Raw genomic sequence first — 23,413 nt, forward strand, 5'->3', positions numbered from 1 at the left:
AAGGCGGCGCCCGGAGCCGGATGGCGTCTGCGGAGCGCTCACAGCCGCACCAGCGGGGCGACCCTGACGAGCAGGCGCTTCACGCCGACGTCGCCGAAGTCGACGTGCGCCATCGTGTGCCTGCCGGTGCCCTCGACCCGCACGACCGTGCCCAGCCCGAAGGTGTCGTGGCTGACCTTGTCGCCCGCAGAGAGGGCCTCGAGCTCGGCGACCTCCGCCTCGCTGCGCGGCGTCCGCGGGGCGCTCCCCCGCGGGTCGAGCCGGACGACGTCGGGCCGACCGCCGGCACCGCCGCGGGACCCGTACCCGCCCGAGCCGCCGCGAGCGGCATACCCCCCGGACCAGCCCAGGCCCTCCGCCGCCGAGGGCCGACCGGCGAAGCTGGAGCGGTCGGCGTCGGTCCGCTCCCAGGTGAGGAGCTCGGGCGGGATCTCGTCGAGGAAGCGCGAGGCCGGAAACCACTGCGGCGACCCGAACGCCGCCCGGCTGCCGGCACGCGACAGGTGCAGCTGCTCGCGGGCCCGGGTGATGCCGACGTAGGCCAGGCGCCGCTCCTCCTCCAGCTCGGCCGGGTCGTCGAGGCTGCGCTGGTGGGGGAAGGTGCCGTCCTCCAGGCCGGTGAGGAAGACGACCGGGAACTCCAGCCCCTTGGCCGTGTGCAGCGTCATGAGGGTGACGACCCCGGACGACTCGTCGCCCTCGGGGATCTCGTCGGCGTCCGCCACCAGCGAGACCTGCTCGAGGAAGTCGACGAGGCCACCCTCGGGGTAGTTGTCGTCGAACTCGCGGGCGACCGCGACCAGCTCGGCGAGGTTCTCCACCCGGGTCTCGTCCTGCGGGTCGGTGCTGGCGCGCAGCTCGGCGAGGTAGCCGGTGCGGTCCAGGATCGTCTCCAGCAGGTCGCCCACCCCCGTCGCGTCGTCGGCCGCCAGCTGCCCCAGCTCCTCCAGCAGCGCCGTGAAGCCCTGGATCGCCGCGACCGAACGGGTGGCGATGGCCGGGGCGTCCTCGGCCCGGCCCAGCGCAGCCACGAAAGGGATGCGCTCGCGCTCGGCCAGGGCGCCGACCGCGCCGACCGCCCGGTCGCCGATGCCCCGCTTGGGGGTGTTGAGGATGCGGCGCAGGTTGACGTCGTCGGCGGGGTTGGCCAGCACCCGCAGGTAGGCCAGCGCGTCCTTGATCTCGCGACGCTCGTAGAAGCGCGTGCCGCCGACCACCTTGTAGGGCAGGCCGGTGCGCACGAGGACCTCCTCCAGCGCCCGCGACTGGGCGTTGGTGCGGTAGAAGACGGCGACGTCGCCGGGACGCACGCCGCGCTCGTCGCCGAGCTGGTCGATCCGGCGGGCGACGAAGGATGCCTCGTCGTGCTCGCTGTCGGCGACGTAGCCGACGATGGGGTGACCCTCCCCGGCGTCGGTCCACAGCCTCTTCTCGCGGCGCCTGGGGTTGCGGGCGATCACCGCGTTGGCGGCGCGCAGGATCGTCGCGGTGCTGCGGTAGTTCTGCTCGAGCAGGATCGTGCGGGCGTCGGGGTAGTCCTGCTCGAACTCGACGATGTTGCGGATCGTCGCGCCGCGGAAGGCGTAGATCGACTGGTCGGCGTCACCGACGACGCACAGCTCGGCCGGCGGCAGGGCTCGCCCGGCCCCGTCGACGATGTCGCCGACCTCGCCGACGAGCTCGCGGACGAGGGTGTACTGCGCGTGGTTGGTGTCCTGGTACTCGTCCACGAGGACGTGCCGGAAGCGGCGGCGGTAGTGCTCACGGACGTCCGGGAAAGCCTGGAGCAGGTGCACGGTCGTGGAGATGATGTCGTCGAAGTCGAGGGCGTTGGCGGCCCGGAGGCGGCGCTGGTAGAGGGTGTAGGCCTCGGCGACCTTCTGCTCGTAGGGGTTGTTGCCCACCCGGGAGGCGAAGGTCTCCTCGTCGACCAGCTCGTTCTTGGCCGAGGACACCTTGGACAGGAACGCCCGGGCGGGGTAGCGCTTGGGGTCGAGGTCCAGGTCACGGATGACCATGCCCATGAGCCGCTGACTGTCGGCGGCGTCGTAGATGGAGAAGCTGGACCGCAGCCCGGCCGTCGTCGCCTCCCGGCGCAGGATGCGGACGCAGGCGGAGTGGAAGGTGGAGACCCACATCGCCTTGGCCCTCGGGCCGACGAGGGTCGCGACCCGCTCGCGCATCTCGGCGGCCGCCTTGTTCGTGAAGGTGATGGCCAGCACCTGTCCCGGGTGGACGCCGCGCTCCGCGAGCAGGTAGGCGACCCGGTGGGTCAGGACCCGGGTCTTGCCCGAGCCTGCGCCGGCGACGATGAGCAGCGGGCTGCCGGCGTGCGTCACCGCCTCGCGCTGGGGCTCGTTGAGACCGGCGAGGAGCTCGGCGACGCTGCGCCCCTCGTGCTGCGGCCTCCCGGCCCGCGGTGGTGGTGCCTCACCGTCCCCCAGTGCCCACGCGGGGACCCCGCGGTCGTCAACCTCGTCGGCGTGCCCGCTCGCCGACGACGCCGACAGCGGGGGCATCGGCAGGTCGAAGGTGAGGTGGTCGAAGAGGCTGCTCATCGTCCCTCATCCTAGGCGCGCCCGCCGACGCCCCTGGCCCGTCCACAGGAGCCGGCGGCATACCCTGATGCCCGTGACCTCCCCACGCACCGCCCGAGGTGGGCGCCCATGACCGACGGCTCCTCGGCCTACCTCGACCCCCCGACCACGGCCCTGCTCGTGGCCGGCATGGTGATCGCCCTCCTGTGCCTCGTCAGCGGGCTCAACGGCCGCGCACCCGGGCGGGTCACCGTCGGTCTCATGGTGCTGCTGCAGGCCGGCGTGCTCGCCTACGCGGGCCTCTACCTGGTGCGCCAGGTCTCGGGCGCCTCACCGGTGGGGCCCGGCTGGGAGCTGTGGGCCTACCTCGTCACGATCGCCTTCCTGCCGGCCCTGGCCCTCATCTGGGCGCGCGAGGAGCCGACCCGCTGGAGCACCTTCGTGCTCGCGGTCGCGGCCTTCACCGTCGCCGTCATGGGGGCCCGGACGGCGCAGATCTGGCACGGCGTCGGGATGCTGCCGTGAGAGCACCCCGCGCCGACCCGGGCGACCGCCGCCACGGGCCGGGGCGGGTCATCCTGGCGCTCTACCTGATCTTCGTCATCGGGACAGTGTCGAGGTCGGCGGCCCAGATCAGCACGCGCTGGGAGCAGGCCCCGCTCGCCTACGCGCTGTCCGCCCTCGCCGCGAGCGTGTATGTCGTCGCACTGGTCTCCCTCTCGCTGCGTGGGCACCGGGCCTGGTGGGTGAGCGTGGTGGCGCTGAGCGTGGAGCTGGTGGGGGTCCTGGTGGTCGGCACCTGGAGCCTGCTGGCGCCCGAGATGTTCCCGGACGCGACGGTGTGGAGCGCGTTCGGCCGGGGCTACCTCTTCATCCCGCTGGTGCTGCCCGTCGCCGGCCTGTGGTGGCTGCTGTCCGACCGCGGTGCCAGGGCGGCGCGATGACGAGCACCGGTCCCGCACTGCCGGGGCTGGGCTGGCGGGAGGCGGTCCAGTCCCTGGTGGGCCTGTCGCTGGTCGTGCTGCTCATCGCCTACGGGCTGCCGCACCTCATGGACACCTCCTGGGAGGCCATCTGGGCCCAGCTCTCGCGGGTCCGGCTGCACACGGCGCTGGCGATGGGGGCGCTGCTGCTCGCCGGGCTGCTCTGCTACACCTGGGTGCTGATCGGCTCGTTGCCCGAGCTGCGGGTCCCGCAGGCGCTGCGGGTCAACGCGGTCGCCGCGACGGTCGCCAACATCGTGCCGCTGGGCGCGGCGGCCGGGGCCGCCCTGTCCTGGAAGATGCTGCGGTCGTGGGGCTTCGCGAGACGGGCGATCTCGTCGTCGTTCCTGGTCACCGGCCTGTGGAACGTCCTGGCCCGGCTCGTGCTGCCCGTGGTGGGCTGCCTCGTCCTCGTCGTGGCGCCCATCGACGCACCGCGGGTCGTCGTGCAGGGCGCGCTCGTGGCGGGAGCGGTGGGGACCGGGCTGGTCGTCGTCTGCGCGCTCATGATCTTCTCGGACCGGGTGGCTGCGGTGGTGGCGGTGGTGCTGCGGGCCCTCCTGTCCCCCTTCAGCCGCACGGTGCGCGAGGGCGGCGGGATCGCCCACGTCGTCACCGACCAGCGGCACCGGATCGAGGCCGTGGTGCGGAGGGGCTGGCCGCAGATGACGGCGGGGATGGCCGGCCAGTTCGTGTTCCTCTTCGGGCTGTACTGGCTCGCCGCGCGCGTCGTCGGGCTGGACCTGCCGGTGGCCGAGCTGATCTGCGCCTACACCTTCCGCCAGCTGCTCACCGTCGTGGCCGTGACGCCCGGCGGTCTGGGGGTGACCGAGGTCGGGACGGCGGGACTGCTCGTCCTCTTCGGTGGCGACGGTGGAGCCGCGTCGGCCACGGCCCTGCTCTACGCCATCTATGCGCACCTGCTCGTCGTGCCCTTCGGCATCGCGGCGCTGGGGTCGTGGTGGGTCGGTCCCGACCGGCGGGCCGCGGTAAACGACCGGTTGCCCGCCTGACCCGGCGGCGGAGGGTCCGTCAGCCCAGGAGCCGACGGACCTGCCGGTCGTGAGCCTCGAGCGCGACCGTGTCGTCGACGACGCCGGGCGCCCACTCCCCCGTCGCCCGCTCGGCCGCGATCCGCAGGAGGCCGTCGGCGAGCTCGGGGTTGGCGGGGAGCACCGGCCCGTGGAGATAGCTGCCGACGACGTTGGAGACGCGCGCGCCCTCGGTGCCGTCCGCACCGTTGTTGCCGTGACCGTGCCGGACCCGACCGAAGGCGCCCTGGTCCGGCCCGAGCACCGTGGAGCCGGAGTGGTTCTCGTAGCCGACGACCGAGCCGAACTCCGTGTCCAGCACGACCGGTCCGATCATCCGGGTCTCGTTGCCGCGGGTGGTGACGTCGAGGATGCCCAGCCCGGGCAGGCGCGCGCCCTCGACGGTGATGAACGCCTCGCCGAAGAGCTGGTACATCCCGCAGATCATGAGCATCGGCACGCCGTCCTCGGCCAGCCCCCTGAGCCTGTCGGCGTTGGTCGCGAGGTCGTCCTGGACGCGCAGCTGCCCGCTGTCCTGGCCACCGCCGCCGAGGACGAGGTCCGCGCGCGCGGGCCAGGGTCCACCCGGGTGGTGGTCGTGGACGACCGGGGTGTAGCCGTGCCACCTCAGCCGGGCCGCCAGGCAGCGGGTGTTGCCGAGGTCGCCGTAGATGCTCATCTCGCGGGGGTAGAGGTGCACGACGTGCACCTCGCCCTTGTCCGCGGGGACGTCGGCCAGCCCGGTGATCGCGCTGGGCAGCCCGTCGCCGAACTCGGGGGGCAGAGCGCTCATGCCGTGGGGTCCTCTCCGAAGCGGGCCAGGCCGTAGCGGTCGGCGAGGCGCCGCCGCAGGTGCATCATCGCGGTGTAGGTGCAGAAGATGCGGGTGGGCCGGGCGCGGTGGTCCGCCAGGAAGCGGTCGAGCGCGCGGTCCAGGTCCGTCTCCACGTCGGCGACCTCGACACCGTCGTAGCGCAGGCGCAGCGCCATGTCCCAGCCGCGCACGCCGCTGGTCAGCGCCACGCCGCGCTCGCGCAGCGACTCGAAGGACACGTCGTAGAGCCACGACACGTCCCGCCCGTCGGCGTAGTTGTCGTTGATCGCGATCATCGTGTCCACCGGCTCGGTGCCGTAGGTGCCCAGGGCAACCGTGAAGCCGGCCGGGTTCTTCACGAGGACCAGCTCCAGCGGGGCCCCGTCGACGTCGATGACCTCGCCCCGGCCGAACGGCGGGTTGACGGCCGCCAGCGACTGGGCCGCGACCTCGGCGCTGAACTCGTCGCCGAGCAGCTGCCGCGCCATCGTCGTCGCCGCGGTGGCGTTGATCATCGCGGCCAGGCCGCGCTGGCGCAGCGTCACCGGTCCGACGTCGACCCCGCCGGGGAAGCGGACGGTGAGCGCACGTCCGTCGTCGTCGGGAAGCAGGAGACCGTCGTGGTCACCCATCTGGGGCCGTTCGTCCGCGCCCTCGAACCGCACGTCGGCCTCCTGCAGCTCCGGCAACCGGTCCGCGATGCTGGGGTCGACGCCGAACCAGCGCACCTCGACCCCGGGCCGCAGCTGTCCGCGCACCCGCGAGATGAACGAGTCGTCGGCGTTGAGCACGACACCCGTCGTGGTCTGCTCACCGAGCTGGGTCAGCAGGCGGGCGGTGTGGTCGATCTCCGCGAACCTGTCGAGCTGGTCGCGCGCGACGTTGAGCAGCAGCGCGTGCGTCGGCGGCACCTGGGCCGCGAAGTGCAGCGCGTGCGCCTCGTCGAGCTCGACGACCGCCACGTCGGCGTCCAGCCGCCCGCTCAGCCTCACCTCCCCCAGGAGCGAGGAGATGACGCCGCGCGTGAAGTTGGACCCCGTCGGGTTGGTGAACACCCGCCAGCCGTGCGCGCGCAGCAGCGCGACGAGCATCTTGGTGGTCGTGGTCTTGCCGTTGGTGCCCGAGACCACGACGACGCCCCGCGGCAAGGACCCGAGGGTGTGCCGCAGCACCGCGGGGTCGATCTTCTCCGCCACGAGCCCGGGCAGGGCGGACCCGCCGCCGCGCAGACGCGACGCGAGCCGAGCTGCACGCCCCGCGACGAGCGCGGCGGTGGTGCGTGGCCGCATACCCCTCACGCCCGGTCGGACGCGTGGGCAACACACCAGGGTGGCGTCTGGTCCGCAGCGGCCCGCCGGGCGCAGGACCGGAGCGCATCCGGTGTCGGAGGGCGTGTGGACAGGTGACTCTTCATGCTTCTCTCTCCTTGGACGACGCCGTCGCAGCCTACCTGCGGACCGGGTCCGGGCCGCGGCTCGTCGCGCGTCAGACGGGTGGCGGGTCTCGCCGGGCCGGGGACGCCGTGCCGCTCGCGCTGGTCTTGTCCGCGGGTGCGTCCACGTCGGGGGCGAGGTCGGTCTCCGAGCCGACGTGGATTCCCAGGCGGGGCAGGAGCACCCGGTGCACGACCAGCAGCAGCGCGGTGGCGCCCAGCGCCAGGGCGAACACGACCAGCGAGGAGCCCACCCCGCTCATCAGGTCGGGGTCGACGATGACGACGACGGCCAGGGTCAGCATGAGCATGCCGCCGACGAGCTTGAGGATCCGGCCGTGCCGCTCCTGCATCCTGGAGGCGCGCATCGTGACCACGGCTGTGGTGAAGATGGCCAGCTCGTCCAGCTGGTAGATCAGCATGTAGACCAGCAGCAGCACCACGAAGGTCGTGACGGTAGCCTGCTGGGCGCTGAGGAGGTTGGTCCACAGCAGCGGGAAGCCGGCGGTGCAGCCGAACTCCACCAGCGACACCCCGGCCGCCAGGACGACCGTGGCCCCGACCAGCGCCAGGAGGTTGTCGCCCTGCGCCAGCACCCGCCGCATGCCCCGGTAGATGCCGGGCTTCTTGTCGTCGGCGATCGTGAACGAGAGCCCTCGCTTGAACCAGAAGTAGTCCTTGATGCTCACCACGGCGAAGAGGAGCGCGACCGTGGCGACCACCATCCTGATCCACGGCGCGAAGGCCACGACGGTGAAGACCGTGAAGAGGCCGGCGATGAACAGCGCGTAGATGAGGGCTGTGACCGTGATGAAGGTCACCCCGATGATCATCGTCCGGCGGCGGGAGCCCGAGTGGAGCGACAGCGCGATGAGCACGGTCAGCACCCACAGCGAGCAGGGGTTGAAGCCGTCCACGACGGCGATCAGGACGGTGGAGACGAGCAGGGAGCGCTCGCCGAGGTGGACGTCGCCGACCAGCGGCAGGCGCAGCACGTCGGAGGTGTCATCCGCAGGGGCGCACCGGAACGGGTTGTCCGGGTCTCCCTCGCACACCTCTCCCGTGGTGACGGTGCCGGAGGTGCCCTCCGGCAGTCGGACGTCCGCGGGGTCGGGGCAGCCGGTCTCGGCGCAGCGCTGGACCTCCTCCTCGATCTGGACGTCGTGCACACCCTCGCGGAAGCCCACCCAGGCCCGCTCGCCGACGAAGACCACCGGCACGCCGACCGCCGGGACGTGGTACCGCTCCAGCGCATCCTGAAGACGCACCCGGCCGACGTCGTCGTTCCACACCTCGACCGACACCAGGCGCATCCCGGGCGTGCGGGCCTCCAGGTCCTTCAACCACGGCTCGGTCACGGCGCACACGGGGCAGTCCTCGCCGTAGTAGTACTCGACGACCACCTCGACCTCGGCCGGTGAGGGCGTCGCCGCCGCCGGGCCGGTGACGTCGCGCGCGAGCACGGCGACCACCAGCGCCACGACGCCGAGCAGGACCAGCCGGACCACCCGGCTCACGCAGCTCACGCCCCCGTCCTCCCCTCGACCGGGGGGGTCCGCAGGGGAGGAGCCGAGGTGGCCTACTCCCACTCGATCGTGCCCGGCGGCTTGCTCGTGACGTCGAGGACGACGCGGTTGACGTCCTCCACCTCGTTGGTGATGCGCGAGGAGATCCGGGCCAGCACGTCGTAGGGCACCCGGGTCCAGTCGGCCGTCATCGCGTCCTCGCTGGAGACGGGGCGCAGCACGACCGGGTGTCCGTAGGTGCGGCCGTCGCCCTGGACGCCGACGGACCGGACGTCGGCCAGCAGCACGACAGGGCACTGCCAGATGGCGCGGTCAAGACCGGCCGCGCTGAGCTCGGCCCGCGCGATGGCGTCGGCGCGGCGCAGGATCTCCAGCCGCTCGCCGGTGACCTCGCCGACGATCCGGATGCCCAGGCCCGGCCCCGGGAACGGCTGGCGCCACACGATCACCTCGGGCACGCCGAGCTCCAGCCCGACCTGGCGGACCTCGTCCTTGAAGAGGGCCCGCAGCGGCTCGATCAGCTGGAACTGCAGGTCGGCAGGCAGTCCGCCGACGTTGTGGTGGCTCTTGATGTTGGCGGTGCCTGAGCCTCCGCCGGACTCGACGACGTCGGGGTAGAGCGTGCCCTGGACCAGCCACTTCACCGGGTGGTCGCCGCGGTGGTCCGCGTCCGACCCCTCGTGCGCGCGCACGACGTCGCGGGCCGCCTGCTCGAAGACCCGGATGAACTCCCGGCCGATGATCTTGCGCTTCTCCTCGGGATCGCTGACCCCGGTCAAGGCGGAGAGGAACCGCTCGCGCGCGTCCACCACGACGAGGTCGACGCCGGTCGCGGCGACGAAGTCCTCCTCCACCTGCTCGGCCTCACCCTCACGCAGCAACCCGTGGTCGACGAAGACGCAGGTGAGCTGGTCGCCCACGGCCCGCTGGACGAGCGCTGCCGCCACCGAGGAGTCGACGCCCCCGGAGAGGCCGCAGATCACCCGGTCCTCCCCGACCGTCCCACGGATCTCGGCGACGAGCTGCTCGACGACGTTGTCGCTGGTCCAGGTGGGCTCGATGCCGGCACCGCTGACCAGGAAGTTGGTGAGCACCTCCTGGCCGTGCGCGGAGTGGAGCACCTCGGGGTGCCACTGCACGCCGTAGAGGTGCCGCTCGTCGTCCTCGAAGGCCGCCACCTGAGCGCCGGGGGTGGTCGCCGTCACGCGTGTCCCGGGCGGCGTCACGGTGACCGAGTCGCCGTGCGACATCCAGACCTGCTGGCCGCCCGGCTGTCCGGCGAACAGGGTGCTCGTCGTGTCGGTGACCGCGGCCACGGTGTCGCCGTACTCGCGGGACCCGGTCCGGGCCACCTCCCCGCCCAGGACGGCAGCCATCACCTGAAACCCGTAGCAGATGCCCAGGACCGGCACACCGGCGGTGACCACGGCCTCCTCCAGGGCCGGCGCCCCCTCGGCGTACACCGAGGAAGGTCCGCCGGAGAGGATGATCGCGGCGGGGTCCTTGGCCAGCATCTCGGCGGCCGGCATCGTGTGCGGCACGATCTCGCTGTAGACGTTCGCCTCCCGGACGCGGCGGGCGATGAGCTGGGCGTACTGCGCGCCGAAGTCGACGACGAGGACCGGTCGCTGGTCGAGGGGCTGGGTCACGCGGACACCCTATCCGCGTCGGTGCGCCCGGCCGCGATCTGCGCCGAGGCCGCGGTGTGCACGCGGTGCTCGACCCAGAACGACAGGAAGGGCACGCAGCCGGCGAGCATGACGAGCACCATCCTGCCCAGGCCCCACCGCAGCTCGAAGCCGAGCAGCGCCACCGCGACGAGGTAGACCATGTAGACCCAGCCGTGCGGTGCCGGCCACCAGGCGAGCGCCCGATTGTCGAACCCGTAGCGCAGCACCATGTGGGCCACCAGCAGCAGCAGCCCCACGCCGACGACGAAGGCCATCACGCGGAAGAACAGGAGCTTGGCGCGGGGGGTCATGGAGTGTCTCCTTGGCTGGCGGTAGGGACGAGAGCGGGACGGGCTGGGGCGGCGGGTCGGTCCTTGAGCGTGTCGTCGCGAAGGAACCGGAGGTACATGTACACGGCGAAGCCGGCGAAGACGAACCACTGCAGGCCGTAGCCGACGTTGCGCCAGACGACGCCGGACTCGCCGAACACCGGCGGCGGGATCCGGTCCACGGCGGCGGCGGTCACGGCGGGCTCCTCCTCCACGAGGAAGACGAAACCGCTGTAGATCGCGCCGTCCCAGTCGTTGGCCAGGTCGGCCGTGTCGATCGAACCGCGCTGACCCTCCGGCTGCGACCCCGGGACCGGTGCCTCGCTGGGGGCCAGCGTGCCGGTCACCCGCACCGTCGCCGGCGACGGCCGGTCGGCCAGCGCCGGGTCGGTCACGAAGCCGCGCACCACCGGGAGCAGAGCCTCCTCGCCGGACGCGTCGGTGCGCAGCGGGGTCACCACCCAGTAGCCCGCGCGGTCCTCGAGAAGGCGGTCGGGCACGAGGAACTGGTCTGCCACGACATACTCCCCCGTGGTGGTCACCGACAGCCCCGCCCCGTCCTGCGGGAAGGGCTGGTGGGGAGCCGTGACCGCGCCGAGGGACTCGGTCGGGCGGGCCGCCTGCGCCTCCGCGAGCTCACGCGACGCCGCGTTGGAACTCACGCCGAGCTGCCAGAGACCGAGCTGGGTGAAGGACCACACGACGACCACCAGGAGCGCGAGCAGCGCCAACCAACGTGGCTTGAGGGCGGTCCGGATCACCCCGTCAGGGTAACGGGGTGCTCTGGTCGTCGAAGACGTAGATCGCGCCGTTGTAGCAGGCGACCCAGACGGTGTTGGTCACCGGGTCGTAGTCGATCCCGATCGGGTCCGCGTCCACCTGCTGCTTGTCGATCAGCTCCATGTCCGAGGTGCGGATCTTGGAGACCGACGCCTCGTTGTAGTTCACGACGTAGAGCGCCGTCTCGTCCGGGGACAGGGTGACGCTCCGCGGCTCCAGCCCGGGCGTGACCTGGTCGACGACCTCCATCGTCTCGGTGTCGATCTTGACGATCGCGTTGCCGGCGCTGGCGGTGAGGTAGAGCCAGCGGCCGTCCTCGCTGATGTTGAGGTGGCGGGGGCGCAGCGCCGTGTTCATCACCACCTCGCTCGTCCCGGCCTCGATGTCGATCTCGTAGAGCTCCTCGGCGTACATCGCCACGGCGTAGGCGGTGTTGCTGTCCGGCATGGTCGCGATGCCGCGCGGCGAGGCGTTGACGTCGATGACCTTGATCTCCTGGCCCTTCTCCACGTCGACGACCGACAGCGTCGCGTCGCACCAGTTGCTCACCAGGATCGTGCTCTGGTCCGGGGTGATCTCGAGGTACTTCGGCACCGCACCGACCCGGATGACCTGGTCCCAGGCGAGCTCCTCCGCGTCGAAGCGGTAGACCATCGAGTCGCCCACTCCGCTGTCCTTGGTGCAGGCGTCGAAGCCCTCGACCCCGAAGTTCTCGCCGTACATCGTGTACTGCGAGACGTAGGCGTAACGACCGTCGTCGGTCCACACCGCCTCGACCGGGGACCCCTTGGAGATGCCGGGGTGCCCCTCGACGCCGAACTCGGCCAGGTCGAGGGAGTCGTCGAGGACGGCCACCTGCTCCCGGGTGGTGGCGTCGTAGACGGTGGAGGTGTGCTGGTACATCATGTTGTTGGCGATCATCAGCCCGTGGCCGGAGGCCATCACCGACTTGGGCGTCATGTTCCCTGTCAGGTAGTCGACCTGCTCCATCGCGGTCGTGTCGCTGGGCCGCTCGACCGCCACAGGCTCCTTCTGCCACAGCGGGTCGGTGGCCTCTGGCCCGTCCTCCTCGGAGGCTTTCTCCCCCTCGTCCGCGTCCTCGTCCGCCGACGCCTCGGACGCGGTCCCGGTGCCGCTCGCGGCCTCGACCGCGTCACCGGCCCCGGCGGTCGCGGCGTCGTCCCCCGACCCCGGCCGGTCAAGCACCCAGAAGCCGACGAGCGCCACGAGGAGCAGGAGGAAGGCGCCCAGCCCGGCGATCACCGCGCGGCGACGCCGCACGTAGACCTGCTCCTGGCGCACCTGCAGGGCCCGGCCACGCTCGCCGCCGCGCGTCCGACGGCCGGCGCGGGTGTCCACCCGGTCGAAGTCGTCGTCGCCGCCGGGAGGGTCGACGGGATACGAGTCATCGGTCGCCATACGGTGCCACCACCACTTCCACGCGCTGGAACTCTTTGAGGTCGGTGTACCCCGTCGTCGCCATCGCTCGACGCAGGGCACCCATCATGTTCGTCGTGCCGTCCGCCGCGACGGCCGGTCCGAGGAGGATCTCTTCCAGGGTACCGACCGTGCCGACGTCCACCCGCTCGCCGCGCGGGAGCTCCGGGTGGTGCGCCTCGCTGCCCCAGTGGAACCCTCCGCCGGGCGCCTCGTCGGCCCGGGCGAGCGCCGCCCCGAGCATGACGGCGTCCGCGCCGCAGGCGACCGCTTTGACCAGCTCGCCCGAGGTGCTGGTCCCGCCGTCGGCGATGACGTGGACGTAGCGCCCACCGGACTCGTCGAGGTAGTCACGACGGGCGGCGGCCACGTCGGCGATGGCGGTCGCAGCCGGGGTGTGGATCCCCAGCGTGGTGCGGGTGCGGTGGGCCGACCCGCCGCCGAAGCCGACGAGCACGCCGGCGGCTCCGGTGCGCATGAGGTGGAGCGCGGCGGTGTAGGTGCCGGCGCCCCCCACGACGACGGGGACGTCGAGCTCGTAGATGAAGCGCTTGAGGTTGAGCGGCTCGGCCTGGCTGGAGACGTGCTCGGCGGAGACGGTGGTGCCGCGGATGACGAAGAGGTCCACGCCCGCGTCGACGACGACCTTCCAGAACTGCTGGGTGCGCTGCGGCGAGAGGGCGCCCGCCACCGTGACCCCGGCGGCGCGGACCTCCCGCAGCCGCTCGGTGATCAGCTCGGGGCGCACCGGTGCGGCATACAGCTCCCGCATCCGGGCCGTGGTGGCCGTCCGGTCGAGCCCGCCGATCTCCTGCAGGGCGGACTCGGGGTCCTCGTAGCGGGTCCACAGGCCCTCGAGGTCGAGGACGCCCAGGCCGCCCAGCCGTCCCATCTCGATGGCGGTCGCCGGCGAGACCACCGAGTCCATCGGCGCCGCCAGCACCGGCAGCTCGAAGTGGTAGGCGTCGATCTGCCAGGAGATGGAGACGTCCTCCGGGTCGCGCGTGCGCCGGGAGGGGACGACGGCGATGTCGTCGAAGGAGTAGGCACGACGCCCACGCTTGCCCCGGCCTATCTCGATCTCGCTCACCGCCACAGGCTACCCAGCGGCTGCCGCTGCGCCGAACAGGCGCACCCGGGAGCCGTGGGTGGCCGACGGTTGCCATCTAGGTGACGCGTCACTTATACTGAGGGGATGAAGACCCTCCCGGCCGTGCGCACGCCGATCCTCTACCTCTCGCACGGCGCCCCGCCGCTGGCCGACGACGCCCGGTGGACGGCCGAGCTGGCGGGCTGGTCCCAGGACCTGCCCCGGCCGCGCGACGTGCTGATGATCTCGGCCCACTGGGAGAACGCCCCGCTGTCCCTCTCGGCGACGCGGACCCCGCAGCCGCTCGTCTACGACTTCTGGGGATTCCCGCAGAAGTACTACGAGGTGACCTACGACGCGCCCCAGGCGCCCGCGCTGGCCGACGACGTCGAGGCGCTCCTCGGCGCCCAGGTCCACGGGGGCGTCCACCGGGACGAGACCCGGGGACTGGACCACGGCGCCTACGTCCCGCTGAAGGAGATGTTCCCCGAGGCCGACGTGCCGGTCCTGCAGATGTCGATGCCCACCCTGGAGCCTCGCGACCTCTTCGAGCTCGGACGCCGCCTGGCGCCCCTGCGCGACCAGGGCACCCTGATCGTCGGGTCCGGCTTCACGACGCACAACCTGGCCTGGTTCGACCCGCGAAAGGGCCCCGACACCACGCCGCCCGCCGCCTCGGCGGAGTTCGACCAGTGGGCGGCCGAGGCCCTGGCGGCAGGCGACGTCGACGCGGTCCTCGACTTCGAGCACCGCGCGCCCGCCGCGCGGGAGGCGCACCCGCGGACCGAGCACTGGGCGCCGCTCTACCTCGCCCTGGGGGCCGCCGAGGCGTCGGGCGACCTCGCCGGCCGCAGCACGGTCGAGGGATTCTGGTTCGGCCTCTCCAAGCGGTCCTGGCAGTTCGACTGACCTCAGCGGCTGTAGTTGGGCGCCTCGGCCGTCATCTCGATGTCATGGGGGTGCGACTCCTGGAGGCTGGCCTGCGTGATGCGCACGAACCGTCCCTTCTCCTGCAGCTCGGGCACGGTGCTCGCACCGACGTAGAACATCGCCTGCCGCAGCCCGCCGACCATCTGGTGCACGACCGCGCTGACCGCCCCGCGGTAGGCGACCTTGCCCTCGACCCCCTCCGGGATCAGCTGGTCGTCACTGGTGACCTCGGCCTGGAAGTAGCGGTCCTTGGAGAACGACTTCTTGCCGCGGGAGCTCATCGCCCCGAGCGAGCCCATGCCGCGGTAGCTCTTGTACTGCTTGCCGTTGACGAAGATCAGCTCGCCGGGGCCCTCCTCGCAGCCGGCGAGCATCGAGCCCATCATGACCGACTCGGCACCGGCCACCAGCGCCTTGGCGATGTCGCCGGAGTACTTCAGACCGCCGTCGGCGATGACCGGGACGCCGGCGTCGCGGGTCGCTGCCGCCGCCTCGTGGACGGCGGTCAGCTGGGGGGCCCCGACGCCGGTGACGACGCGGGTCGTGCAGATCGCCCCCGGACCCACGCCGACCTTGACGGCGTCCGCACCGGCCTCGACGAACGCCCGGGCACCGGCACCGGTGGCCACGTTGCCGCCGACCACCTGCACGTGCCTGGTCGCCGGGTCGGACTTCAGCCGCTGCACCATCTCGATGAGCAGCCGGACGTGGCCGTGCGCGGTGTCTGCGACGAGGACGTCCACCCCGGCGTCGACCAGCGTGGTGGCACGCTCCCAGGCGTCGCCGAAGTAGCCGATCGCGGCACCGACGAGGAGCCTGCCCTGACCGTCCTTGCTGGCGTGCGGGTACTGCTCGGACTTGACGAAGTCCTTGACCGTGATGAGCCCGGTGAGCCGGCCCTCGGCGTCGACGAGCGGCAGGCGCTCGCGCTTGTGCGCGCGCAGGATGGCGGTGGCCTCGTCGCGGCCGACCCCCGAGGGTGCCGTCACCAGCGGCATCGGCGTCATCACGTCCGAGACCAGGGTGCGGTCCCACTCGGCCACCGGCGTGAAGCGCAGGTCGCGGTTGGTGCAGATGCCCAGCAGGTGCCCGTCCGGTCCCAGCACCGGCAGCCCCGAGACACGGTACTGACCGCAGCGGGTGTCGAGGTCCTCCAGCGTCGCGTCCGGGCCGATCGTCACCGGGTTGGTGATGCGACCGGTCTGGGTGCGCTTGACGAGGTCGACCTGGTAGGCCTGGTCCTCGATGGACAGGTTGCGGTGCAGGATGCCGATGCCGCCCTGCCGTGCCATCGCGATCGCCATCCGACCCTCGGTGACGGTGTCCATGGCCGCCGAGACCAGCGGCACCCGCAGGGTGATCTCCCTGGTCAGGCGGCTCGAGGTGTCGATCTCGTCGGGCGTGAGGTCGGTCTCCCCGGGCAGCAGCAGCACGTCGTCGTAGGTCAGGCCGAGGCGTGCGAACGCGGGGGGCACGGAAGCGTGGTCGTCAGCCGGGGTCATGCCGCAAATCCTAGTTGGTCGGGGGTGAGGCACTGACCCTTTTCGGTACTAGAGTGTGCCTGTCCGCGCGAGAAGGGGAGCCAACGACGTGGCAGAGACCGCGCGCCAGCCGGGACCGGTGGCAGACCTGTGGGAGTGGCAGTTCCAAGGGGCCTGCCGGACCGCCAGCCCCGAGGTCTTCTTCCATCCCGAAGGTGAACGAGGACCCGCCCGCCGTCATCGCGACGAGCGGGCCAAGCAGGTGTGCGGCACCTGCCTGGTTCTTCGCCGGTGCCGCGAGCACGCCCTCGCGGCCCACGAGCCCTACGGCGTGTGGGGTGGCATGACCGAGGACGAGCGCGCCGCCCACTACGCCATCGAGGACGCGCAGGAGGCGGCGCGCCCCGCAGCGGGTGTCTGACCGCACCCCCGCACGCACGCAGGCCCCCGTCCGGGAGTCCCGGCGGGGGCCTGCGTGCGTGCGGGTCAGTGGCTGTGGCCGTGCCCGTGGTCGTCGTCCTCGTCCTCGGGCTTCTCCACGACCAGGGTGTCGGTCGTCAGCACCATCGAGGCGATGGACGCGGCGTTGCGCAGCGCGGACCGGGTGACCTTGACCGGGTCGATGACGCCCGCGGCCACGAGGTCCACGTACTCCCCGCTCTCGGCGTTCAGACCGCGGCCGGCGGACATCTCGGCGACCTTGGCGGTCGCCACGTAGCCCTGCAGGCCGGCGTTCTCGGCGATCCAGCGCAGCGGCTCGCGCACGGCCTTGCGGACCAGGTTGGCGCCGACGGCCTCGTCACCCTCGAGGTCCAGGTCGTCCACCGCGGTGGAGGCGTGGATGAGGGCGGAGCCGCCTCCGGCGACGATGCCCTCCTCGATGGCCGCGCGGGTCGCGGAGACCGCGTCCTCGATCCGGTGCTTCTTCTCCTTGAGCTCGACCTCGGTGTGCGCGCCGACCTTGATGACGCACACGCCGCCGGCGAGCTTGGCGATCCGCTCCTGGAGCTTCTCGCGGTCCCAGTCGCTGTCGCTGTTCTCGGACTCGGCCTGAAGCTGCGAGACGCGGTCGCTGACAGCCTGGTGGTCGCCGCCACCCTCGACGATCGTCGTGGAGTCCTTGGTGGAGACCACGCGGCGCGCGGTGCCGAGCACCTCGAGGCCGACCTGGTCAAGCTTGAGCCCGACCTCCTCGGCGACGACCTGGCCACCCGTGAGGATCGCCATGTCCTGCAGCATCGCCTTGCGACGGTCCCCGAAGCCGGGGGCCTTGACCGCGACGGCGTTGAAGGTGCCGCGGATCTTGTTGACGACGAGCGTGGACAGGGCCTCGCCCTCGACGTCCTCGGCGATGATGACCAGCGGCTTGCTGGCCCCCACGACCTTCTCGAGCAGCGGGAGCAGGTCGGCGACCGCGGAGATCTTGCCCTGGTGCAGGAGCACGTAGGCGTCCTCCACGACGGCCTCCATGCGCTCGGTGTCGCTCACGAAGTACGGCGAGAGGTAGCCCTTGTCGAACTGCATGCCCTCGGTGAACTCCAGCTCCATCGACGTGGTGGAGGACTCCTCCACGGTGATGACGCCGTCCTTGCCGACCTTGTCGAACGCGTCGGCGATGAGCTCGCCGATGCTCGGGTCCTGCGCGGACAGGCTGGCGATCTGGGCGATCTCCTCGCGGCCGTCCAGCTCGCGGGCCGTCTCCAGGAGACGGTCGTTGATGGCCGAGACGGCCTTGTCGATCCCGCGCTTGAGGCTCGAGGGCGCAGCACCGGCGGCGACGTTGCGCAGACCCTCCTTGACCATGGCCTGCGCCAGGACGGTCGCGGTGGTGGTGCCGTCGCCGGCGATGTCGTTGGTCTTGGTCGCGACCTCCTTGGCGAGCTGGGCACCCAGGTTCTCGAAGGGGTCGTCCAGCTCGACCTCTCGGGCGATCGTCACACCGTCGTTGGTGATGGTGGGCGCGCCCCACTTCTTGTCGAGGACGACGTTGCGACCCTTCGGGCCGAGCGTCACCTTGACGGCGTTGGCCAGGGCGTCGACTCCACGCTCCAGGGACTTACGGGCGTTGTCGTTGAACTGCAGCTGCTTCGCCATCGGCGCACAGCTCCTTTCACAAACAGGGGGTTATGGGGTGTGCACGGCCACCGCCCCGCCGCACCTCGGCCGAGCGGGCCGGGGTGTGACGGGGCGGCGCTCACACAGCGGGTCTGTCCGGGAGGACAGGAAGGTCAGCCAGGTCAGCCGACGATGGCCAGCACGTCGCGGGCCGAGAGGATGAGGTACTCGGTCCCCGAGTGCTTGATCTCGGTGCCGCCGTACTTGCTGTAGATGACGCGGTCGCCGACCTTGACGTCCATCGGGACGCGCTCGTCGCCGTCCTCGTTCCAGCGGCCGGGACCGACTGCCAGGACCTCGCCCTCCTGGGGCTTCTCCTTGGCGGTGTCCGGGATGACCAGGCCCGAGGCCGTGGTCTGCTCGGCCTCGATGGCCTTGATGACGATGCGGTCCTCGAGCGGCTTGATGGAAACCGACACGGTTACCTTCCCTTCGTGAGCCGGCCGGCGGGCGCCGACGGCGTGGTGGTTCATGCGGATGCCACTCCTGGCGCGAGCCGACCGCCGTCGCGGGGGTCGGCCGGTCTCACGACCGCTGGCACTTGCGTGCCCGGAGTGCTAGGAAAGAATCTAGGCAGTGATTAGCACTCGGTCAAGCCGAGTGCCAGCGACTCAGAGCATCAGCTCGAGCGGACGCAGCCCGCGCTCGAGCGCGCGGTAGTACCAGGGGCGCTCCAGCCACTCCTCCAGGGTGAGCTCCCGGCAGTCCTCGAGGTCGCGCCCGAAGATCCGCTCCATCACCTCGGCCTGGACCTCGTCGAAGATCTCCATGTTGATCTCGTAGTTGCCGCGCAGCGAGAGCCGGTCGATGTTGGCACTGCCGATCGTGGCCCAGCGCCCGTCGACGGTCGCGGTCTTGGCGTGCACCATGACGTCCTGGTAGAGGTGCAGCCGGACCCCGCCCTCGAGCAGCTGCGTCCAGTAGGAACGGGCCACGACGTCGGCGAGCACGTGGTTGGAGCGCTCCGGCATGATCACCCGCACGTCGACACCGCGGGCGGCGGCGGCGAGCAGCGCCTCGAGCACCTCCCGGTCGGGGATGAAGTAGCCCTGGGTGATCCAGATCCGCTCGGAGGCCCGGTCGATGGCCTCCAGATAGAGCGCCCGGACGGGGTAGATGAGCCGGCTGGGTTCGTTGCGGGCGGCGCGGACCGAGCCGTCCCAGGTCGGCGAGCCGCTGTCGGGCAGCTCGGGCAGCCCGGACCGGCGGTGCCTGTTCCAGAAGTCGACGAACGAGTTCTGCAGCTCCCACACGCCCGACCCCGTGACCCGCAGGTGGGTGTCGCGCCAGGAGGTGGCATAGGTCGACCCGATGTTGTAGCCGCCCACGAACCCGACGCGGCCGTCGACGACGAGGATCTTGCGGTGGTCCCGGCCGGTGCTGCGGATGTCGATGAGCGGGACGGCCGCCCGGATCACCGGGAACTGCATCACGTGCACCGAGGCGGGGAACCGCTTGAAGGCCGGGCGCACGACGAGGTTGGCGAACCCGTCGTAGACCAGGCAGACGAGCACGCCACGGTCGGCCGCGCGGACAACCGCGTCCTTGAATGCCTGCCCGATCTCGTCGCCCTTCCAGATGTAGGACGCGAGGTAGACGTAGTCCTGCGCCCCCTCGATCGCCTCGAGCATCGCGTCGAAGAGGTCCTGGCCGTAGGTGTAGGTGGTGAAGGTGTGGCCGTGCACCTGCGCGTCGATCGCGGTGTCGTCCGGCGCGAGGGCGACCTCGCCGCTGCGGCTCTTGCGGACGGCGTCGACGGCGACCACACCGGCGGCGAGCGAGAGCTGTGCCGCGACCGTCACCCCGGCCAGCTTCAGCGCGGTGCGGCGCATGCCCCGCAGTCGTCGGACGAGACGCGGGGACAGGACCTCTGGCATAGGGACAATGTACGTGCCCTGACAATGGTGCGGTGCCCCCTGACCCCGCGGCCCGCCAGGAGGCGGCCGACCTGCTGCTGCGACTGCGCGACGACGCCGGCCGCGCGCTCCTGGAGGCGCTCCCGCCCTACGACGAGGCGCAGGTGCTCGCGCTCACCGCGCGCCTGCGGGCCGAGGGTGTCGACCCCGCACTGGTGGCTGCCGCGCTGACCCAGTCGCGCCTGCGGGCTCGTGCCGCCGACCGGCTGGGACCGCTGGCGGGGCGGCTGCTGCTCACCGTCGACGGTGCCGAGCAGGCGACCCGGCCGGCGGTGGCTCGCCGGCACGCCGCGCGGTTCGTCGCGGCAGGGGTCGAGCACGTGTGGGACCTGGGGTGCGGGCTCGGGCTCGACGCGACCGCCCTGGCCGAGGCGGGCCTGGCGGTGACGGCGGTCGAGAGGGACGAGGAGGTGGCCGTCGCCGCCGAGGCCAACCTCACGGCATACCCGCGGGCCCGGGTGGTGCACGGGGACGTGGGCGACGTGGCGCCGTCGACGCGCGACGGCGCCTGGCTCGACCCCGCCCGTCGCACCCCTGGCGTCGCCGACGTGCGGGGGCGCACCCGTCGAACGTTCCGGCTGGCGGAGCTCTCACCGTCCTGGGAGCACGTGCTCTCGGTGGCAGCCACGGCCGCAGCGACCGGCGCCAAGCTGTCACCCGGGTTCTCGGCCGGCGACCTGCCCTCGGGAGCCGAGGCCGAGTGGGTCTCCCTCGACGGGGACGCGGTGGAGTGCTCCGTGTGGTGGGGCGCCGCCGTCCGGCGGCCGGGGATCAGCGCCGCGGTGGGCCGCAGCACCGGGGACGGAACCGTATGGGTCGTCGTCGAGCCCGTCGCGGACCCGCCCGCCCCGCTCGCCCCGGGCGCCTCCCCCGGACCCTGGCTCGCCGAGCCGGACCGAGCTGTCCTCGCCGCGGGGCTGACCCCGACCCTGGCGGCCGTGGTCGGGGGGCAGGAGACCGACCCCGGGACCGGGTATGTGGTGGCGCCGGCGCTCGTGGACGTCCCCTGGGCGCGGTGGTTCGCGGTGGAGGAGGTGCTGCCGCTGCACGCCAAGGTCGTGCGCGCGTGGCTGCGCGAGCGGGGCGCGGGACGGGTGACGATCAAGAAGAGGGGCGTCCCGACCGACCCGGAGCGGTTCCGCGCCGAGCTGCGGCTGCGCGGCGACCGGGCCGCGGGCGAGGCCACGCTGGTGCTCACCCGGGTGGCGGGGACCCCGGTCGTGGTCGTCGTGACCCCGGTCCTGACGCCGTCACCGACGTGAGGGCAGCGCGGTGAACCGCTCGACGTCGGGGATCCGTCCCGACACGACCAGCTCGTCCCCGCTGCGCACGACCGTCTCGGGCACCGCGTACGTGAAGGCCTCCCCGGGCCGTTTCACCCCCACCACGGTGATGGTGTGCCGCGAGCGCAGGGCCGACTCCATGAGCGTCCGGTCCCAGGTCTCCACGGGGGCGTAGCAGCGCGCGATCGCGAACTCGTCCTCGAACTCGAGGTAGTCGGAGAGGCCTCCGGTCACCATGTGGGCCACCCGCTGACCCATGACGTACTCCGGGTAGATGACGTGCGAGGCCCCGATGCTCGTCAGGATCTTGCCGTGCTTGCGCGTGATCGCCTTGGCGTAGATCGTGCTGATGCCAGCCTCGCTGAGCGTGATGACGCTGAGCACCGAGGACTCGATGTCGGAGCCGATGGCCACGACCGCGCGCTGGATCTCGTGGACCCCGAGCTGGCGCATGGCCTCGCCGTCCGTGGCGTCGGCCCGGACCGTGTAGGTGAACTCGTCCGCGTACTTCTGCACGCGCGCCTCGTCGACGTCGACGGCCATCACCTCCACCCCTTGGCGGACGAGCGACTCGCAGACGGCGCTGCCGAAACGGCCGAGCCCGACGACGAGGACGGGGGCGGTGCCGCCGAACGGTTGGGGTCTGGTCCTCTTAGCCGACAATGGGGCGCTCCTTCGGGAATCGGTAGTGGCGGTGACGGGTGTTGATGGCGAGCGCGGAGGCGACGGTGATCGGGCCGACACGACCGACGAACATCAGCACCATGAGGACGACCTGCCCGGCCGCCGGGAGCTGGTGGGTGATGCCGGTCGAGAGCCCGACGGTGGCGAAGGCCGAGACGACCTCGAAGCCCAGGTCGAGCGGTTCGAGGTCCGTGAGGGTCATCAGCAGGATGGTCGAGCTGATCACCAGCCCGACCGCGAGCAGCGCCACGGTGAGGGCCTGGCGCTGCACGGCGCTGCCCACCCGCCGTCGCCCGACCACGACGTCCGGCTCACCGCGCACCTCGGACCAGATCACCGCCGCCAGGAGCAGGAACGTGGTGACCTTGATGCCCCCTGCCGTGCCTGCGCTGCCACCCCCGATGAACATGAGCACGATCGTCACGGCCTCCACCTCGTCGGTGACGGCGGCGTAGTCCACCGCGTTGAAGCCGGCGGTCCGGGGGAAGACCCCGCCCCCGAGGGCACCGACCGCCTGCTGCCACGGGGACATCCCGGCGAGGGTGCCGCCGCGACCGGCCTCGAAGACCCAGAAGACGGCGACGCCGACCACGACGAGGACCGCGCTGCCCCAGACCGTCATCGTGGTGTGCACGCTCCACCGCGAGGGCCTGCGGCCACGGAGCAGCTCGCGCAGCACGGGGAAGCCGAGCCCGCCCAGGACGAGGGCCGCGCACACCGGCCCGATGATCCAGATGTCGCCGACGAAACCGATGAGGTTGTCGCTGTAGAGGGCGAACCCGGCGTTGTTGAACGCCGAGACGGCGTGGAAGACGCCGTGCCAGAGGGCCTGGGGCCACCCCAGGTCGTAGCCCAGGCGCAGCCGCAGGGTGAGGAGGACGGCGACGACGACCTCGATGGCCAGGGCCAGCCGCACCACCCTGACCAGCACACCCCGCAGGTCGGTCAGGTCCAGGCTGTGCGAGTCCGCCTGGGCGGCCAGCGAGGTGCGCAGGCCGAGACGGCCGCGCACCTTGAGCGCCAGGAGCGTGGCCAGCGTCATCACGCCGATGCCGCCTGTCTGGATGAGCCCCATGATCACGACGTGCCCGAACGGCGACCAGTAGGTGGCGGTGTCCACCGTGATCAGGCCGGTCACGCAGGTCGCCGAGACCGTGGTGAAGGCGGCGACGAGCAGGTCCGCCGGGGCGCCGGGCGCGCGCGAGACCGGCAGCATCAGGACCGTGGTGCCGACGAGGACCTGGAGGAGGAATCCCAGGGTGACCAGGCGGGCCGGATGGGCCCAGAAGAGACGCACGAGCGACCATGCTCCGCCTGCCGGCCCCGGAGCGCAAGCCCCCGCCACCCACCGCGAGCGTCGCGACCCACGGGCCGC

The 23,413-nt window shown here is 72.0% G+C and carries 21 protein-coding genes; 6 read left to right on the forward strand and 15 right to left on the reverse strand.

Translation table 11 applies throughout. The features are described from left to right. Nucleotides 1-38: 38 nt before the first annotated feature. Nucleotides 39-2,558, reverse strand: a complete 2,520-nt coding sequence (gene pcrA / locus ACI3ET_RS08260) for a DNA helicase PcrA (RefSeq protein ID WP_405032534.1) — start codon at nucleotides 2,556-2,558, stop codon at nucleotides 39-41. A gap of 108 nt (nucleotides 2,559-2,666) precedes the next feature. Here pcrA and ACI3ET_RS08265 point away from each other — a divergent pair, with 108 nt between their 5' ends. The 3 genes from ACI3ET_RS08265 to ACI3ET_RS08275 are packed head-to-tail and all read left to right on the forward strand — an operon-like array spanning nucleotide 2,667 to nucleotide 4,533. Then, nucleotides 2,667-3,062, forward strand: a complete 396-nt coding sequence (locus ACI3ET_RS08265) for a hypothetical protein (RefSeq protein ID WP_405032535.1) — start codon at nucleotides 2,667-2,669, stop codon at nucleotides 3,060-3,062. Continuing rightward, nucleotides 3,059-3,481, forward strand: coding sequence for a hypothetical protein (locus ACI3ET_RS08270; RefSeq protein WP_405032536.1), 423 nt, complete (start codon nucleotides 3,059-3,061; stop codon nucleotides 3,479-3,481). Before ACI3ET_RS08265 ends, ACI3ET_RS08270 begins: the two co-directional genes overlap by 4 nt. After that, nucleotides 3,478-4,533 (forward strand): lysylphosphatidylglycerol synthase transmembrane domain-containing protein, encoded by a 1,056-nt coding sequence (locus ACI3ET_RS08275; protein WP_405032537.1) that lies wholly within the window; start codon nucleotides 3,478-3,480, stop codon nucleotides 4,531-4,533. The genes ACI3ET_RS08270 and ACI3ET_RS08275 overlap by 4 nt, the downstream gene beginning before the upstream one ends. A 19-nt stretch (nucleotides 4,534-4,552) precedes the next feature. On the opposite strand, the gene ACI3ET_RS08280 is transcribed toward ACI3ET_RS08275, so the two are convergent. The 8 genes from ACI3ET_RS08280 to ACI3ET_RS08315 all read right to left on the reverse strand — a co-directional run bounded on the left by ACI3ET_RS08280 (nucleotide 4,553) and on the right by ACI3ET_RS08315 (nucleotide 13,629). Further along, entirely contained in the window at nucleotides 4,553-5,344 is a 792-nt protein-coding gene (locus ACI3ET_RS08280; RefSeq protein WP_405032538.1) for a type 1 glutamine amidotransferase, read from the reverse strand. Further along, complete coding sequence (locus tag ACI3ET_RS08285) at nucleotides 5,341-6,654, reverse strand: MurT ligase domain-containing protein (RefSeq protein ID WP_405032539.1); 1,314 nt, start codon at nucleotides 6,652-6,654, stop codon at nucleotides 5,341-5,343. Before ACI3ET_RS08285 ends, ACI3ET_RS08280 begins: the two co-directional genes overlap by 4 nt. A gap of 196 nt (nucleotides 6,655-6,850) precedes the next feature. Further along, on the reverse strand, nucleotides 6,851-8,323 hold the full coding sequence (locus ACI3ET_RS08290; protein ID WP_405032540.1) for a hypothetical protein: 1,473 nt from the start codon (nucleotides 8,321-8,323) through the stop codon (nucleotides 6,851-6,853). A gap of 53 nt (nucleotides 8,324-8,376) precedes the next feature. Then, nucleotides 8,377-9,972 (reverse strand): glutamine-hydrolyzing GMP synthase, encoded by a 1,596-nt coding sequence (gene guaA, locus ACI3ET_RS08295; RefSeq protein ID WP_405032541.1) that lies wholly within the window; start codon nucleotides 9,970-9,972, stop codon nucleotides 8,377-8,379. Further along, a complete protein-coding gene (locus ACI3ET_RS08300) occupies nucleotides 9,969-10,304 on the reverse strand; it encodes a DUF3817 domain-containing protein (protein ID WP_405032542.1) in 336 nt (111 codons plus the stop codon). Before ACI3ET_RS08300 ends, guaA begins: the two co-directional genes overlap by 4 nt. After that, the gene (locus tag ACI3ET_RS08305) at nucleotides 10,301-11,083 is read right to left on the reverse strand and encodes an SURF1 family protein (RefSeq protein WP_405032543.1); all 783 of its coding nucleotides are present in this window, start codon (nucleotides 11,081-11,083) and stop codon (nucleotides 10,301-10,303) included. The genes ACI3ET_RS08300 and ACI3ET_RS08305 overlap by 4 nt, the downstream gene beginning before the upstream one ends. Before the next feature lie 4 nt (nucleotides 11,084-11,087). Next, nucleotides 11,088-12,521 (reverse strand): YncE family protein, encoded by a 1,434-nt coding sequence (locus ACI3ET_RS08310; protein ID WP_405032544.1) that lies wholly within the window; start codon nucleotides 12,519-12,521, stop codon nucleotides 11,088-11,090. Continuing rightward, on the reverse strand, nucleotides 12,508-13,629 hold the full coding sequence (locus ACI3ET_RS08315) for a GuaB3 family IMP dehydrogenase-related protein (RefSeq protein WP_405032545.1): 1,122 nt from the start codon (nucleotides 13,627-13,629) through the stop codon (nucleotides 12,508-12,510). The genes ACI3ET_RS08310 and ACI3ET_RS08315 overlap by 14 nt, the downstream gene beginning before the upstream one ends. A gap of 105 nt (nucleotides 13,630-13,734) precedes the next feature. On the opposite strand from ACI3ET_RS08315, the gene ACI3ET_RS08320 reads away from it, so the two are divergent. After that, nucleotides 13,735-14,538 (forward strand): dioxygenase family protein, encoded by an 804-nt coding sequence (locus tag ACI3ET_RS08320; protein ID WP_405032546.1) that lies wholly within the window; start codon nucleotides 13,735-13,737, stop codon nucleotides 14,536-14,538. Nucleotides 14,539-14,540: 2 nt separating this feature from the next. Here ACI3ET_RS08320 and guaB read toward each other — a convergent pair whose 3' ends face one another. Next, complete coding sequence (guaB, locus tag ACI3ET_RS08325; protein WP_405032547.1) at nucleotides 14,541-16,061, reverse strand: IMP dehydrogenase; 1,521 nt, start codon at nucleotides 16,059-16,061, stop codon at nucleotides 14,541-14,543. Between the two features lie 88 nt (nucleotides 16,062-16,149). Between guaB and ACI3ET_RS08330 the strand changes: the two genes are divergently transcribed. Further along, on the forward strand, nucleotides 16,150-16,461 hold the full coding sequence (locus ACI3ET_RS08330) for a WhiB family transcriptional regulator (RefSeq protein ID WP_405032548.1): 312 nt from the start codon (nucleotides 16,150-16,152) through the stop codon (nucleotides 16,459-16,461). 65 nt (nucleotides 16,462-16,526) lie between these two features. On the opposite strand, the gene groL is transcribed toward ACI3ET_RS08330, so the two are convergent. The 3 genes from groL to ACI3ET_RS08345 all read right to left on the reverse strand — a co-directional run bounded on the left by groL (nucleotide 16,527) and on the right by ACI3ET_RS08345 (nucleotide 20,032). Beyond that, complete coding sequence (gene groL / locus ACI3ET_RS08335) at nucleotides 16,527-18,134, reverse strand: chaperonin GroEL (protein WP_405032549.1); 1,608 nt, start codon at nucleotides 18,132-18,134, stop codon at nucleotides 16,527-16,529. 143 nt (nucleotides 18,135-18,277) lie between these two features. Further along, the gene (groES, locus tag ACI3ET_RS08340) at nucleotides 18,278-18,574 is read right to left on the reverse strand and encodes a co-chaperone GroES (RefSeq protein WP_405032550.1); all 297 of its coding nucleotides are present in this window, start codon (nucleotides 18,572-18,574) and stop codon (nucleotides 18,278-18,280) included. A gap of 192 nt (nucleotides 18,575-18,766) precedes the next feature. Then, nucleotides 18,767-20,032, reverse strand: coding sequence for a phospholipase D-like domain-containing protein (locus tag ACI3ET_RS08345; RefSeq protein WP_405032551.1), 1,266 nt, complete (start codon nucleotides 20,030-20,032; stop codon nucleotides 18,767-18,769). Between the two features lie 32 nt (nucleotides 20,033-20,064). Between ACI3ET_RS08345 and ACI3ET_RS08350 the strand changes: the two genes are divergently transcribed. Further along, entirely contained in the window at nucleotides 20,065-21,333 is a 1,269-nt protein-coding gene (locus ACI3ET_RS08350; RefSeq protein ID WP_405032552.1) for a class I SAM-dependent methyltransferase, read from the forward strand. On the opposite strand, the gene ACI3ET_RS08355 is transcribed toward ACI3ET_RS08350, so the two are convergent. Further along, nucleotides 21,322-22,017, reverse strand: a complete 696-nt coding sequence (locus tag ACI3ET_RS08355; RefSeq protein ID WP_405032553.1) for a potassium channel family protein — start codon at nucleotides 22,015-22,017, stop codon at nucleotides 21,322-21,324. The two genes, ACI3ET_RS08350 and ACI3ET_RS08355, sit on opposite strands and share 12 nt — an antisense overlap. After that, entirely contained in the window at nucleotides 22,007-23,335 is a 1,329-nt protein-coding gene (locus ACI3ET_RS08360) for a TrkH family potassium uptake protein (protein WP_405032554.1), read from the reverse strand. Before ACI3ET_RS08360 ends, ACI3ET_RS08355 begins: the two co-directional genes overlap by 11 nt. Nucleotides 23,336-23,413: the final 78 nt, after the last annotated feature.

It is taken from the genome of Ornithinimicrobium jinqii (genome assembly GCF_045032595.1).
GTDB lineage: Bacteria > Actinomycetota > Actinomycetes > Actinomycetales > Dermatophilaceae > Ornithinicoccus.